11 protein-coding genes are annotated in these 14,496 nt (G+C 72.0%); 4 read left to right on the forward strand and 7 right to left on the reverse strand.

All coding sequences use genetic code 11. From position 1 onward, the window contains the following. From ACFWYW_RS43345 to ACFWYW_RS43355, 3 genes are all read right to left on the reverse strand, one after another. Nucleotides 1–810: a Na(+)/H(+) antiporter subunit C gene (locus tag ACFWYW_RS43345; RefSeq protein ID WP_379618803.1), complete on the reverse strand. Its 810-nt coding sequence runs from the start codon at nt 808–810 to the stop codon at nt 1–3. Continuing rightward, entirely contained in the window at nt 807–3,563 is a 2,757-nt protein-coding gene (locus tag ACFWYW_RS43350; RefSeq protein ID WP_379618801.1) for a Na+/H+ antiporter subunit A, read from the reverse strand. Before ACFWYW_RS43350 ends, ACFWYW_RS43345 begins: the two co-directional genes overlap by 4 nt. A gap of 115 nt (nt 3,564–3,678) precedes the next feature. Further along, nucleotides 3,679–4,209 (reverse strand): GNAT family N-acetyltransferase, encoded by a 531-nt coding sequence (locus tag ACFWYW_RS43355; RefSeq protein WP_379618799.1) that lies wholly within the window; start codon nt 4,207–4,209, stop codon nt 3,679–3,681. A gap of 163 nt (nt 4,210–4,372) precedes the next feature. On the opposite strand from ACFWYW_RS43355, the gene ACFWYW_RS43360 reads away from it, so the two are divergent. Together ACFWYW_RS43360 and ACFWYW_RS43365 are read left to right on the forward strand one after the other, a co-directional pair. Further along, nucleotides 4,373–6,094, forward strand: a complete 1,722-nt coding sequence (locus ACFWYW_RS43360; RefSeq protein WP_379618797.1) for an ABC transporter ATP-binding protein — start codon at nt 4,373–4,375, stop codon at nt 6,092–6,094. Continuing rightward, nucleotides 6,091–7,914: an ABC transporter ATP-binding protein gene (locus tag ACFWYW_RS43365; protein ID WP_379618795.1), complete on the forward strand. Its 1,824-nt coding sequence runs from the start codon at nt 6,091–6,093 to the stop codon at nt 7,912–7,914. The genes ACFWYW_RS43360 and ACFWYW_RS43365 overlap by 4 nt, the downstream gene beginning before the upstream one ends. Nucleotides 7,915–7,986: 72 nt before the next feature. Here the strand turns inward: ACFWYW_RS43365 and ACFWYW_RS43370 are convergent, their stop codons facing one another. Further along, entirely contained in the window at nt 7,987–8,289 is a 303-nt protein-coding gene (locus tag ACFWYW_RS43370) for a hypothetical protein (RefSeq protein ID WP_379618793.1), read from the reverse strand. 101 nt (nt 8,290–8,390) lie between these two features. Between ACFWYW_RS43370 and ACFWYW_RS43375 the strand changes: the two genes are divergently transcribed. Further along, nucleotides 8,391–12,299: a tetratricopeptide repeat protein gene (locus ACFWYW_RS43375; protein ID WP_379618791.1), complete on the forward strand. Its 3,909-nt coding sequence runs from the start codon at nt 8,391–8,393 to the stop codon at nt 12,297–12,299. On the opposite strand, the gene ACFWYW_RS43380 is transcribed toward ACFWYW_RS43375, so the two are convergent. Both ACFWYW_RS43380 and ACFWYW_RS43385 read right to left on the reverse strand, forming a co-directional pair. Continuing rightward, entirely contained in the window at nt 12,292–12,615 is a 324-nt protein-coding gene (locus tag ACFWYW_RS43380; protein WP_379618789.1) for a DUF202 domain-containing protein, read from the reverse strand. The two genes, ACFWYW_RS43375 and ACFWYW_RS43380, sit on opposite strands and share 8 nt — an antisense overlap. Before the next feature lie 2 nt (nt 12,616–12,617). Next, the gene (locus ACFWYW_RS43385; RefSeq protein WP_379618787.1) at nt 12,618–12,944 is read right to left on the reverse strand and encodes a YidH family protein; all 327 of its coding nucleotides are present in this window, start codon (nt 12,942–12,944) and stop codon (nt 12,618–12,620) included. Nucleotides 12,945–12,994: 50 nt separating this feature from the next. Between ACFWYW_RS43385 and ACFWYW_RS43390 the strand changes: the two genes are divergently transcribed. Next, the gene (locus tag ACFWYW_RS43390) at nt 12,995–13,918 is read left to right on the forward strand and encodes a DUF3500 domain-containing protein (RefSeq protein WP_379618785.1); all 924 of its coding nucleotides are present in this window, start codon (nt 12,995–12,997) and stop codon (nt 13,916–13,918) included. Between the two features lie 186 nt (nt 13,919–14,104). Here ACFWYW_RS43390 and ACFWYW_RS43395 read toward each other — a convergent pair whose 3' ends face one another. After that, on the reverse strand, nt 14,105–14,482 hold the full coding sequence (locus ACFWYW_RS43395; protein ID WP_184962838.1) for a hypothetical protein: 378 nt from the start codon (nt 14,480–14,482) through the stop codon (nt 14,105–14,107). Nucleotides 14,483–14,496: the final 14 nt, after the last annotated feature.

Genomic DNA, 14,496 nt, shown 5'->3' on the forward strand with positions numbered 1-14,496 from the left:
TCAGTCCTCCCCTTCCAGCTCGGGATCTTGGGCGAGCGCCTGCCTGCGCAGGTCCTCGCGGATCGCCGCCCGCAGCTTCCTGCGCGCCTCGCGCTGCCTGGTCCGCAGCTTGCGCCGCAGTTCCTGCTCGGCGGCGTCCTGTTCGCGCTGCCGGCGGGCGAAGTCGTCTCGCAGCGCGCGTACCCGATCGTCCTTGCCGCGGGCCTGAGCCTCCTCCTGCTGCCTGGCCTCCTCGAAGCGGCGCAGCAGTTCCTCAGAGGTCAGCCCGTCGTTCTTGTGCGCCTCCATCCAGCGGCCGAGATCCACGTTGATCTCCAGGATCCGCGACTCCAATTCGGCGGCCGCGCGGCGTTCGCGCTCGATCCGCTCGGCGTCCAGGCGGGCCAGTTCGGCGCGCTGGTCGGCGACGAGCCGCTCGTAGGACTTCTCCCTGTCGCGCAGTCCCCGGCTCAGCTCGCCCGCGGTGGCCCTGATGCGCACCCGGCGGTCCTCGGTGTCGTCCTGCACCGCGTCGTCGCCGGTCAGCTGCCAGGAACGGTGCGCCATGGCCAGCAGGAAGGCGGTCACGCCCAGCGTGATCACGATCGAGGTCAGGACCATCGCCTGCGGCAGCGGGTCGGCCATCCCCTCGGTGCCGGTGAACGGCGGGCGGCCCGCCGGCCCGCCCGCGGTGACGATCAGCAGGTTGACACCGTTCGACAGGACGATGACGCCGATCAGGATCCTGACCAGGCTCCGCTCCAGCAGCAGCGTGACGCCCGCGGCGATGAGCACCGCGCACAGCGCGAACGGCACCAGCGGCAGGCTCACGAGCCCTCCATCTGCCGGTCCAGCTCGGCCCCCAGGCTGCGCAGGACGTCGCCGACCATGCCGACCACGGACAGGTAGATGCCGAAGTCGAACAGCAGCACCGTCGACAGGTGCAGGGTCCCGACCAGCGGCAGCGTCACGTCGGCCGCGAGCATGCGCAGCGCGTCCCCGCCCGCGCCCCACCCGATCAGCGCGCAGCACACCGAGAGCGTCAGCCCCACCCCGATCAGCACGCCCGCGTTGACCGGCAGTGCCCTGGCCAGCTCGTAGCGCCCGCCCGCCAGGTAGCGCACCGCCACCGCGAGCCCGGCCACGATGCCGCCCGCGAAGCCGCCGCCCACCCGGCCGTGCCCGGTGAGCAGCAGGAACACCGACAGCAGCAACATCGTGTGGAAGGTCAGCCTGGCCACGATCTCGAAGATGACCGAGCGCTGGCCGGCCGGCAGCGTGGCCGACAACCAGTGCGTGCGCCCGTCCGGGAGCGGCGCCGCGTCCTCACGTTCGAGGCTGAAGGTACGGCGGCGCAGGAAGACCAGGCTCGTCACGCCGAGCGTGAGCACGATGATCACCGAGCTCTCGCCCAGCGTGTCCCAGGCGCGGATGTCCACCAGGAGCGCGCTGACGATGTTCGTCGCCCCCGCCCGCTCGGCCGCCGCCGCCAGTTGCGTCCCGACCGGTACGGCGGTGCGCTCGTGCAGCGCCACCATCCCGGCCCCCGCGGCCACGACCCCGGTGACCAGGCCCAGGCCCAGCCGCAGCCCGAACGGCACCCGGGCCGAGTCGCGCTCCGGGCTGACCGGCAGCCGCCTGAGCACCAGCGCGAACATCACCAGGCTGAGCGTCTCGGCGAGGAACTGGGTGAGCGCCAGGTCGGGCGAGCCGTGGACCAGGAACAGCAGGGCGGCGCCGTAGCCGGTGACGCCGGCCATCAGCGCGAGCAGGATGTGGCCGCGCACGAACAGCAGGGCGACGGCTCCGGCCACCAGGACCGCGCCGATGACCGGCTGCTCGGGCCTGGCCCAGGCGGTGACGTCCAGGTCGAGGACGGGGGCGCCGCCGTACAGGAAGGAGAAGCAGCCGGTGGCGGCCATGACGGCGAGGGCGAGCGTGAGGTAGGCGGGCAGGGAGCCGCGCTGGAGGAGACCGGTGAGGATGGTGGCGTTGCGGTCCACGCCGCGCATGAACGCCCAGTAGAGCTGGGCGGCGTCGAGCACGTGGAGGGAGGCGCCGAGCCTGGCCACGGGTTCCCTGATCAGGAAGAGGGCGATGCCGCCCGCGAGGGCGACGGCCGACAGGGCGAGCGGGGTCATGGCGCCGGACCACAGGGCCAGGTGGACCTCCGGGCCGTGGTCGGGGTAGGTGGCGGTGTAGGGGGTCATGGCGGCGCCGTACCAGCCGGCGGAGAAGGCGGTGGCGAGGCCGAGGACCGACAGCAGCGCGGGCGGGGTGAACATCGGCGCCGGCGTGGGCCGCACCGGCGTGGGCGGCAGGCCGGGCTTGGCGGCGAAGGCGCCCCAGAGGAAGCGGGCGGTGTAGGCGACGGTCAGCAGCGAGCCGAGGACGACACCGGCCAGGACGAGCGGGTCGTGTAGCAGGGCCTCGAAGGCCGCTTCCTTGCCGGCGAAGCCCAGCAGCGGCGGCAGCCCCGCCATCGACGCGGCGGCCAGGACGGAGGCGGCGCACACCCACGGCATCGTGGTACGCAGCCCGCTCAGCACGGTCAGGTCGCGGGTGCCGGTGGCGTGGTCGACGATCCCGACGATCAGGAACAGCGCCGCCTTGAACAGGGCGTGCGCCAGCAGCATGGCCACGCCCGCGAGGGCAGCGGCGCCCGTGCCCGCGCCGAACAGCACGGTGAGGAAGCCGAGCTGGCTGACGGTGCCGTAGGCGAGCAGGCGTTTCAGGTCGGTCTCGCGCAACGCCCGCCAGCCGGCCAGCAGCATCGTCGCCAGGCCCAGCGGCACCGCGACCAGCCGCCACACCGCCACGTCCCCGAACGCCGGCCCGAGACGGGCCAGCAGGTAGACGCCCGCCTTCACCATCGCGGCCGCGTGCAGGTACGCCGAGACCGGGGTCGGGGCGGCCATCGCGCCGGGCAGCCACAGGCTGAACGGGAAGATCGCCGACTTGGCCAGCGCGCCGGCCAGCACCAGGACGAGCGCCGCCACAACCATGCCGCCTTGGGGCGGGTCGGCCACGATCCGCGAGATCCGGTACGTGCCGGCCGCCTGGCCGATGACGACCAGCCCGGCCAGCATCGCCAGCCCGCCGAGCGTGGTGACGGTGAGCGCCTGCATGGCGGCGACCCGGCTGGCCCGGCTCTCGGGGTCGTAGCCGATCAGCAGGTAGGAGAAGACGGTGGTCAGTTCCCAGAAGACGTACAGCAGGAGCAGGTCGTCGGCGACCACCAGCCCGAGCATGGCCCCCGCGAACGCCACCAGGAAACCGGCGAAGCGCCCGAGCCCCTGGGCGTCCCGCCCGAAGTAGCGCGAGCAGTACCACAGGACCAGCGCCCCGATCCCGGTCACCAGCGTCACCATGAGCGCCGACAGCTCGTCGACCCGGAAGGCCAGCTCCAGCCCGAGCTGCGGCGCCCACGCGCGTGTGTGCTCGTACGGGACCCATGCCGCGATGAACACCAGGGCGATCGCCGGGACCGCCGCCAGCACCGTGAAGGCACCCCTGCCCATCACCCGCACGAGCACCGGCGCGCACATCGCCGCCACGGCGTGCAGGATCAGCAGCGGCTCCATGCGCTCCTCACGGGCTACGGCGGTCCGGCGGGATCGTGGGCCGGTCGCGTCCCACTGTGCCGCGCGTGATCATGCCTGTCCGCCGCGCGACGCGCCGCCTTGACCGATTCCCTGCCTAATCGGGGCGGCGGCGACAGTGCCGGTGACCGTCGTTCGGATACGGCCCCTCGGCCGGGAGGATCTCCTCGAACAGGTAGCCCGTCTTCTCCGCCACCCTGCAGGAGGCGAGGTTGTCGACCTGGTGGAGCAGCTCCAGCAGGGCCAGGGCGGGATAGGTGGCGAACGCCCAGGCGGTCAGCGACTCCACCGCCCGCGGCGCCACTCCCCTGCCGCGGGCGGGCGCCGCCGTCCAGTAGCCGACCTCGCCAATGTCACCATGCGGGTCGGTGCGCTTCATGACCACGTTGCCCAGAAGCGCGTCCTTCCCCTCCTCCCGTACGGCGAAGCTCATCCGCTCCCCGCTCTCCCAGCCTTGGTGCTGAAGGTCCAGCCAGCGCCGCCCGTCGTCGTCGGTCACGATGGGGTGAAGCGTCCACTTGCGCAGCTCGGGATCCCGGTACGCGCTCACCAGCGCGGCCAGGTCGTCGTCTCGCCAGGGACGGAGGAAAAGGACGGGGGACGCTTCAGCGTTCACGATGACGGTCACGCGCGACATTGGATCACGCGCACGTCCGCCACGCCGATTTAGGGCCCGACCGAAACCAACCCCGGCCAAAAATGGGTTGATCGGTCGAGTTAGCATTGATTGAGTGCCTCCCGATACCACAACCTCCCGCCGTCCTGTGCTGTCTACCAACTCCCTCTGGCGGATGAAGGGCTACCTCCGCCCTTACATCGGCAAACTCGTCTTCATCTGGCTGGTCGCCCTCCTCGGCATCGGGGCCAGCATCACGCTCCCCCTCATCGGGAAAGAAGTCATCGACGGGCCCGTGGCCAGCGGTGACCAGGGGGCGCTGCTTCCGCTCGGGCTTCTGGCGCTCGGTGTCGGCGTCATCGAAGCACTCCTCACCTTCCTCCGCCGCTGGGCCCAGGTCGGGCCGGTCCTCGGGCTGGAGACCCGCATCCGGGACAACCTCTACCGGCACCTCCAGCGGCTGCCGATGGCCTTCCACAACGAATGGCAGTCCGGCCAGCTGTTGTCACGTGCCACGACGGACCTGTCGGCGATCCGGCGCTTCCTCGGCTTCGGGATGCTCTTCCTCGTCATGAACATCCTGCAGCTGACGACCGTCACCATCGTGCTGCTCAACATGTACTGGCCGCTCGGGCTGCTGGTCGCCGGGTCGGCGATCCCGATCGTCGTGGTGTCGCTGCGGTTCGAGAAGCGCTACATCCTCATTTCCCGCCGGGTCCAGGACGAGCAGGGCGACCTCGCCACGCTGGTCGAGGAGTCGGCCATCGGCATCCGGACGATCAAGGCGTTCGGCCGCCGGCACCACGTCTTCGACTCCTTCGACGACTCCGCGCTCAAGGTGTACGGGACCTCCATGGAGAAGGTGCGCCACTCCGCGCGCTTCTTCACCTTCCTCGAGGTCATCCCCAACTTCACGCTCGCGCTCGTCCTGCTGCTCGGCGCGCTCGCGGTGGGCGGCGGCGACCTGTCGCTGGGCACGCTGGTCGCCTTCACCACGCTGATGCTGCAGCTCGTCTGGCCGATCGCCAGCCTCGGCTACATCCTGGCCATGTCCCAGGAGGCCATGACCGCCGCCGACCGCGTCATGGAGGTCATGGACACCGTCCCGGAGATCCAGGACGGCGCGGACACGGCCAGGGAACCACGCGGCCACCTGCGCTTCGAGGGCGTGGAGTACCGCTTCCCCGGCGCCGAGAGCCCCGTGCTCGACGACCTCTGGCTGGAGGTACGGCCCGGCGAGACCGTGGCCGTCGTCGGCGCGACCGGCTCCGGCAAGACAACGCTGACCTCGCTGGTCCCCCGCCTGCTCGACCCGACCCGCGGCCGGGTCACGATCGACGGCCACGACGTACGCGAGCTGGAGCTGGGCTCGCTGCGGCAGATCGTGGCGACCGCGTTCGAGGAACCGACGCTGTTCTCGATGAGCGTCAGGGAGAACCTCACGCTCGGCCACCTCGACTCCTCCGAGGAGGAGCTGGACGCGGCGATCCGCACGGCGCAGGCGCAGTTCGTCTACGACCTGCCCTGGGGGCTCGACACCCGGATCGGCGAGCAGGGCATGTCGTTGTCGGGCGGGCAGCGGCAGCGGCTGGCGCTGGCGCGGGCCGTACTGAGCAAGCCGAGGATTCTCGTCCTGGACGACACGCTCTCGGCGCTGGACGTCGAGACGGAGGCGCTCGTGGAGGAGGCGCTGCGGCGGGTGCTGCGCGACGCGACCGGCATCGTCGTGGCGCACCGCGCCTCGACGGTGCTGCTGGCCGACAAGGTGGCGCTGCTGCGCGGCGGCACGATCACGCACGTCGGCACCCACCACGAACTGCTGGAGGCGGTGCCCGAGTACCGGGAACTGCTGGCCCAGGACGCCGACCTCGACCCCTCGGAAGGAGCGCTGCGATGACCACCCCGACCAAGGCCTGGCGAGGCGTGGCCTCCGAGGAGCAGGACGAGCTCGACGAGAAGGTCTCGGTGTTGCTGCGGGAGCGCTCCCGAAAGCTCCTCGGTGACCTGCTGAAACCGCACAAGAAGCAGATCGCGCTGCTGACCGCGATCATCATCGTCTCCAACCTGGCGGGCCTGGCGATCCCGTACCTGGTGAAGGTGGGCATCGACGAGGGCATCCCGCCGATGCTCAAGGGCACCGGGACCGGCACGCTGCTGACCGTGGTCGGCGTGATCCTGGCCGCCGCGGCGACCCAGGCCCTCACCCGGCAGGCGTTCCTGAAGCTGTCGGGGCGCATCGGCCAGGACATCCTGCTGGAGCTGCGCCGGCGCGTGTTCGACCACTTCCAGCGGCTGTCGCTGTCCTTCCACGAGAAGTACACATCGGGCCGGGTCATCTCGCGGCTGACCTCCGACATCGAGGCGATCGCCGAACTGCTGCAGTCGGGCTTCGACGGCCTGGTCACGGCCGTGCTGACGATGTTCGGCACGGCGGCGCTGCTGATCGTCCTGGACGTGCACCTCGGCCTGCTCGCGCTGATCCCGCTGCCGCTGCTGCTGCTGTTCACCCGGTGGTTCCGCAGGCAGTCGGCGATCGTCTACCGGCGTACCCGCGAGACGGTCGCGCTGGTCATCGTGCACTTCGTCGAGTCGATGACCGGCATCCGCGCGGTCCAGGCCTTCCGCCGCGAGCACCGCAACCAGGAGATCTTCAAGCAGCTCAACGCCGACTACCGCGACGCCAACGCGCGCAGCATGCAGCTGCTCGCGATCTTCATGCCGGGCATCAAGCTCATCGGCAACGTGACCGTCGCCGGCGTGCTCATGTACGGCGGCTGGCTGGCCCTGCACCAGGAGGTCACGGTCGGCGTGCTGGCGGCGTTCCTGCTCTACCTGCGCCAGTTCTACGAGCCGATGCAGGAGATCAGCCAGTTCTACAACACGCTGCAGTCGGCGGGCGCGGCGCTGGAGAAGCTGTCCGGCGTGCTGGAGGAGCAGCCCGCGGTGCCCGAGCCGCGCAAGCCGGCCCCGCTGGAGAGCGCCAGGGGCAAGGTGCGCTTCGAGGACGTGCGCTTCGCCTACACCGAGGAGATGCCCATCCTGCCGCGGCTGGACCTGACGATCCCGGCCGGGCAGAGCGTGGCGCTGGTCGGGGCGACGGGCGCGGGCAAGACGACGCTGGCCAAGCTGATCTCCCGCTTCTACGACCCGGCCGAGGGGCGCGTGCTGCTCGACGGCGTCGACCTCACGATGCTCGACGAGCCGACGCTGCGCCGCGCGGTGGTCATGGTGACCCAGGAGAACTTCCTGTTCTCCGGCACGGTCGCCGACAACATCCGCTTCGGCCGGCCGGGCGCCTCCGACCACGAGGTACGCGAGGCGGCCAGGGCGATCGGCGCGCACGAGTTCATCAGCGGGCTGCCCGACGGCTACGACACCGAGGTGGGCAAGCGCGGCGGGCGCATGTCCGCCGGTCAGCGGCAACTGGTCGCGTTCGCGCGGGCGTTCCTGGCCGACCCGGCGGTGCTCATCCTGGACGAGGCGACCTCGTCACTGGACGTGCCGAGCGAGCGGCTGGTCCAGCGGGCGTTGCGCACGATCCTGGCCGACCGCACGGCGCTGATCATCGCGCACCGGCTGTCGACCGTGGAGATCGCCGACCGGGTGCTGGTGATGGAGCGCGGCGAGATCGTCGAGGACGGACAGCCCGACGAGCTCATCGCCGCCTCCGGCCGCTTCGCCGGGCTGCACAGAGCCTGGCTGGAGAGCCTCAGCTGACGGTTTCCCGGAGGGGCGCGAGGCCCCTCCGGGATTCCCCTTCGCGGCGGGGCTCCGGGTCTTCGCCAGGATTCAGAGCAGCCGGGGTCGTACCGGGCTCAGCAGGGCCGTCTCGTCGGTGACCACCGGCTGCGCGGCCAGCCGCGCCTCCGGGTGGCGGGCGAGATAGCCCTCGGGGAAGGTCGTGGTCTGCTGCCCGCCGCAGTGGGGGCAGACCGCGGCGCTCGACGGCGGCGGGACGAGCACGCCCGAGCGGACCCACACCTCCCTTTCGTTACCATGGCGGTCGTCGACCGATCGCACGAGGTAGTCCTCTTCCCATACATGCCAGCATCCCCGGCACTCGAACGGCACGCTCCTGCGCTGTTCTTCCATGAGGTCACCCCCTCCCTTCGAGTGTCCGCCCGGCTTGCGCATGGCCGCAAGCGGGGTAGAAACATCGGCACGGACCCGGTAACCCCCCACCTGGAGCGGCAGTGGCGCGTCAGATCTTCGTAGGCCGTACGGAAGAGCAGGAGCGCTTCGCCTCGCTGCTGAGCGCGCTGCGCGATCCGGGGGACGGGCCCGACGAGGGCTTCGCCGTTCTCGTGCACGGCCACGGCGGCATGGGCAAGAGCACGCTGGTCAACCGCTACGTGGACATGGCCGCGGCGGCCGGGCTGCGCGGGGTGCTGGTGGACCTCGACGCCGAGCAGGTGCAGGACCTCGACCAGGCGGTGGGCCTGTGGCGGGCCAGCCTGGTGAGCACGCTGGAGCGGATCGCGTTCGAGCTGTGCCCGCCGGGCGAGCGGCGGCAGGGCCGCGCGGCGGGCAAGGAGTTCGAGGACTTCGTCGCCGCCGTGGACGCGCTCGGGGAGAGCGACCAGGACGCGCCGGAGGGCGAGGAGGCCGACTCCGGCGCCCGCGCCTGGACCAAGGGCGCGCTGGAGCTCGGCGGGGAACTGGTCGGCGACGCGCTGTTCGGCGTGCCGCTGCCGACCAGCCCGCTGGACCGGATGGTCGACCGCGGCGCCGACGCGCTGCACCGCCGCAAGCAGCAGAAGGCCGAGCGGCTGGCCAGGGAGCAGGACCGGGTGGCGCGGATGCGCGACCAGGTGGTGTCCGCGTTCGCGGCGGGGCTGCGCGGCCTGACCGGCGGCCGTAAGGGCTCGCCCATCGCGATCTTCCTGGACACGGCGGAACTGCTGCGCCCGGCCGACCACCGGCGGCTGCGCGAGGCGATACGCCTGTCGGGACCCGGCGTCGTCTGGGTGATCGCCATGCGGCTGGAGGAGGAGCTGAGCCCGACCGAGGGCAACGAGGCCTCCCTCTACCAGCGCCACCTGCCCGGCACCCGCTTCCGCCGCATCCTCATGGAGGTCTTCGACATGGGGACGCTCGCCGAGTACCTGGACCGCCGCCTCGGCCCGGCCGCCGACGACCTGCCGGTGGAGCGGATCTGGCGGGCCAGCAGGGGCATCCCGCTGGCGGTGTCGATGTTGTGTCACGAGATCGAGAGCACCGGCGACGTGGAGGACGCGCTGGCCGAGATCGGCGAGAACGGCGAGGTCTCCTTCGTCATCAGGACGCTGGCCGAGCGCTACCTCAAGCACACCCACGACCCGCTTGAGCGCATGCTGCTGTTCGGCATGGCCCTGCACCGCTCGGAGCGCCTGGACGCCTCGCTGCTGTCGGCGCTGTGGGACGTCGGCGAGCCGCTGGCCTTCGCCCGCATCATGAACGAGCTGGTGCGCCGGCACGACTTCATCCTGACCAGGACCCGCCGCCTGCACCAGGCGGTACGCTCCACGTTCCGCTCGTTCCTGCTCGGGCCGCAGGATCGCTACACCGTGCTGGAGGCCAACCGCCGCGCCATCGAGGTGCTGTCCGAACGGCTGGCCGGCCAGGACGGCCTGGACGGCGCCGAGCGCCTGGACGACCGGGCCTGGCGGGAGAACGTCGAGACGCTGCTGTGGCACGCCTTCTGGACCGACAACGTGGACGGCCTGCGGCTGATGGCCAGGCTCTTCCCGATCTGCGTCCTGGACCGCGGCTTCGCCGGCGACCTCCTGCTCACCGCGCGCTTCTTCGAGCCCGTGCTGACCCCCGACCAGCGCGAGCACCTGGACACCATGCAGGACATGCTCAGGCCGGGCTTCACCCCCTACCAGAAGACGCTGGAGCGCACGTTCGCGCTGATGGACAGCGCCCGCTCCGACTACAGCCCGGTCGAGGGCGAGATCCGGGCGGGCCTACTCGACCTGCTGCGGCTGCGGCACGCCCGCTGGCTGTCGCTCGACACCGGCGCGCGGATCGTGCTGACCGAGCGGGCCGCCGCGCTCCTGGCCGGGTCGTCGCCCGCCGTGCTCGAGCAGGTCGCGCAGGCCGCGATGGAGATCGCCCGCGACCTGGTCGACCCGGCCAACCTGCGCCGCTCGCCGTCGAACGACGCGCTGCGCGCGGCCGAGCTGGCCACCCGGTACGCGCCGGACGCCGCCGACGCCTGGCGCCACCTCGGGCTGACCGCGCTGGCCCTGGGCGAGCAGTCACGGGCCGAGGAGGCCTTCGCCACCGCGGTCAGGCTCGCCGCCGACCCGGCGTCGCTGGCGATGGGACTCGGCCACGACATCACCGCCCTCGGCTACCAGGGCCTGGCGCTCGGCTTCTACCGCGAGGCCGCCGAGCTCAAGCCCGGCGACGAGGGGGCCTGGACCCAGCTCGGCCTGGCCCTGCGCCAGTACGGCAGGTACGCCGAGGCCATCCGGGCCTTCGAGGCGGCCAGGAACGACGACGACGAACGCTTCTGGCCCGCGCTGCACATCTGGAACTCCTACCACCTGTCCGGCCCCAGGGTCCTGGAGCTGGAGCACCGGGGGCGGGCCAGGAGCATCCTGGCCGAGCAGCTCGAACACGCGCCGGAGGACCCGAGCTTCCTCGACTGGTCGTGCCTGCTGGCCGAGGCGTCGGAGGAGCACGAGCAGGCGCTGGCCCTGGCCGACCGGCTGACCCGGGTACGCCCCGACAACCCCGACACCCACACCTACCGGGGCAACGCCCTGCTGGCCCTCGGCCGGATGGAGGAGGCGGAGGCGGCGTACCGGATGGTGGTGGAGCTCGATCCCGAGGACTTCAGCGCCTACGGGCGGCTCGGGTCGGTGCTCGCGCAGCTCGACCGGCCGCAGGAGGCGCGGCGGCAGTGGCGGCTCGGGCTGCGCATCCTGCAGGCGGAGGTGGAGCGCAACCCGGGGTCGGGCCCGATGTACGAGTGGCTGGGGGCCCTGTACTCCAACCTCGAAGAGCATGAGGCGGCGGCCCGCGCCTACCAGCGGGTGATCGAGATCGGGCGCACGATGTTCATCGGCAAGCAGCTGGCCGACACCCTGCACGCCCTGGACCGGCCGCAGGAGGCGGAGGCGGCGTACCGGATGGCGATCGAGATGGACGCCGGCAACCCCTACGCCCATGAGGGTCTGGGGTACGTGCTGCGCGACCTCGGCCGGCACGCGGAGGCGGTCGTGGCCTGGAGCACGGCGGTCGAGCTGACCGAGCGGCGGCTGGAGCTTCGGCCGGGCTCCTCGGGGCTGCACTATCTGGCGGGCGTCCTGCACGCGTGCCTGCGCGACGTCGCCGCCTCGGCCAGGTCGCTGGAGGAGGCGGTACGCCTGGATCCGGAGCACGCCGCGGCGCACCTGGAGCTGGGCAACGCCTACTTCGCGCTCGGCGACAACGAGGCGGCAGAAAGCGCCTACCGGGCGGCGATCAGGGTCTCACCCGACTACGCCAGGGCCTACTACCTGCTCGGCGGGCACCTGACGGCGTTGTGCCGGCTGGAGGAGGCGGCTCAGGTCTACCGGCAGGGGCTGCGGGCCGGTCCCGACCATTCCGGGATCAAGGCGGGGCTGGCGGTGGTCCACGCCATGTCCGGCGAGGACGCGGCGATCACCGAGGCGGACGCGGCGAACGCCGACCACCTGGACTGCGCCATGGTCGAGCTGATGCGCGGCGCCCCGGACGCGGCCCGCGCCCATCTGGAGCTGGCGCACGCGGCGGAGCGGGACGGCTACCGGGGCTACAGCGTCCGGCTGGGCGTGATGCTGCGCAAGTCCGACCCGGAGCGGGCGGAACGGCTGCTGGTCCAGGCCGCAGAGCCGAACCCGGCGCACACCGGCAGCGAGAAGGACCGCCACGTACGGGCGCTGGCGCTGGCCTGCCTGGGCCGCACCGACGAGGCGGTGCGGGAACTGGAGCCGCTGCGGGGGCGGGATCGGGCGGACGGCTACTTCCGCTGCTTCTGGGATCTGCTGGACGATCCGCCGGTTCCGGGACGCTACCGGCTGCTGTCCCTGCTGGACGATCTGGGGCGCGGGGAGTTCCCCCATGGCTGGCGTACGCGCGGACTCAGCTGAGGACGAAGAAGATCGCCCCGCCCACCACGCAGAGGGTGCCCAGCCAGGCGAACAGCACGTCGAGGCCGGCGTCCAGGGGGACGCCTTCGTGCAGGGCGCGCTGGTGGCTGCGGAAGCGGGCGCCGGTCCTGGCCAGCAGGACGCCGCCGCTCAGGGCGGCCAGGGCGAAGCCGGCCACGGCGGCCGGGGGCAGTCCCGCCCGCAGGGTGAGCCCGGCCGCCGCGAGCCCGCCGGTGGAGAGGGCGACGGCGGTCCGTACCCAGGCCAGGCGGGTGCGTTCGCTCTGCAGCCCGGGGTCCCAGATCTCCTTCGACATGGTCAGATCGCGAGAACGATGAGCACCAGGGCGATGACGGCCACGGCGGCGACGCCGTACCCGAAGACGGCGGCGAGGGCGGGCGGCGGCAGGGGAGACTGGTCGCGCAGCGCGCGCTGGATGTTGCGCCAGCGCGGGTAGGCCATGCCGGCGGCGAGCGCGGCCAGGGCGACGAGCATGATGGCCAGGCTGGTGCGGATCCACGGGACGAAGACGTCTTCCGGCACGGCGGCCATCGCCACGCCGCCCGCGCTCAACGCCAAAGCGGTGCTCAACCACGTCAAAAAGGTACGTTCATTTGCCAGGGTGAATCTGGGGTCGGGCTCCATAGAATCACCATAATTCGTACATACAACCCCTAGAGAAGGCGGGAATCACCATGACCGCACAGGCCATGGCGGCCGTCGCCGGGGAGTTCCTCGACGCCCTGGACGAGGAACAACGGGGGCTCGCGGCGCACGAGTTCGCCGATCCGCTGCGCGTGCAGTGGACGTACGTGCCCGCGTGGCGGCCGGGCGTCCCGCTGCTCGGGCTGGGCAGGAGCGCCCGCAACGCCGCCCACCGCCTGCTGGCCACCGCGCTCGCCCCGCACGCCTTCGCGCAGGCCGTGACGGTGATGGCGCTGGAGGAGGTGCTCGACCTGCGCGAGGATGGCCGGGGCAGGCGCCACAGCGACGACTACCACCTCGCGCTCTTCGGCGCGCCCGGCGCGCCCCGCTGGAGCTGGCGCTTCGAGGGCCACCACGTCTCGGTGACCGCCACGGTCAGCGGGGACGAGGTGGAGGTGGCGCCGCTGTTCCTGGGCGCCAACCCGGCCACGGTCAGCTACGAGGGCGTCGCGGTCACCCGCCCGCTGCCGCTGGAGGAGGAGCTCGCGCGGGCGCTGCTCGCCGACCTGCCCGCGACCCACCGCGCGGCGGCCCTCATCGCCGGTACGGCCCCGCCGGACATCCTCACCGGCACCGCCATCGCCACCGACCTCCTGGACCCGCCTGGCGTGCGCGGCGCGGAGCTGGCGGGCTCGGCGGCGGCGCTGCTGGGCAAGCTGGCCTCGGTCTACGTCGACCGCCTGGCGCCCGCGCTACGCGTACCGGTGGAGCCGGGCAAGCTGGCCTTCGCCTGGGCCGGACCGGCCGAGCGCGGCCTGGGCCACTACTACCGCGTCCAGGGCCCCGGCCTGCTCATCGAGTACGACAACACCCAGAACGGCGCCAACCACGCCCACTCGGTGCTGCGTCGTCCCGGCGCCGACTTCGGCGCCGCGCTGCTGCCCGCCCACCTGGCCACAGAACACCAGGGGTGATGGCCGCCGCCGCGCCAGGGCCTGACGGGCCAGGCCCCAGCGGCCCGTCAGACCCACGGCCTGAGGGCCCGCGCGGTTTGAGGGCCCGCGCGGTTTGAGCACCCGCGCGTCTTGAGCACCCGCGGGGTTTGAGGGCCCGCGGGGTTTGTGGGCCCGCGGCCCAAGGGGTCGCGCGGGCCGGGGCCGCTAGGAGCAGGCCTTGGCGATCTTCTCCAGGTAGGCCGCGGTGTCGGCGGTCACCTTCTGCGCGGAGTCGACGGCGTCGTTGGCGGTCTTGACGTTGATGTTGCCCAGCGACGTGGCCAGACTGTCGGTGGCTTCCTTGAGGGTGGTGTTGGAGGCCTTGTCGGCCACGCCGTTCAGCTTGGTCGCGGCGTCGTCGATGGCCTTGTCCATCGCCTTCGGATCGTTGGTGAACTTGCCGACCTCGGCCACCAGGTCGGCGACGATCTTCGGCGCCTCCAGGCACGCCTGGGCCTTGTCGATGGTGCTGTTGACCTCGCCGCACCCGGCGAGGAAGACGGCAGAGGCGAAAAGGGCTAGGGGCACAAACCGGAGTCGCATACCTGCGACCCTAC

The sequence above is a fragment of the Nonomuraea sp. NPDC059023 genome, assembly GCF_042740095.1.
In the GTDB taxonomy this organism is placed as follows: Bacteria; Actinomycetota; Actinomycetes; order Streptosporangiales; family Streptosporangiaceae; genus Nonomuraea.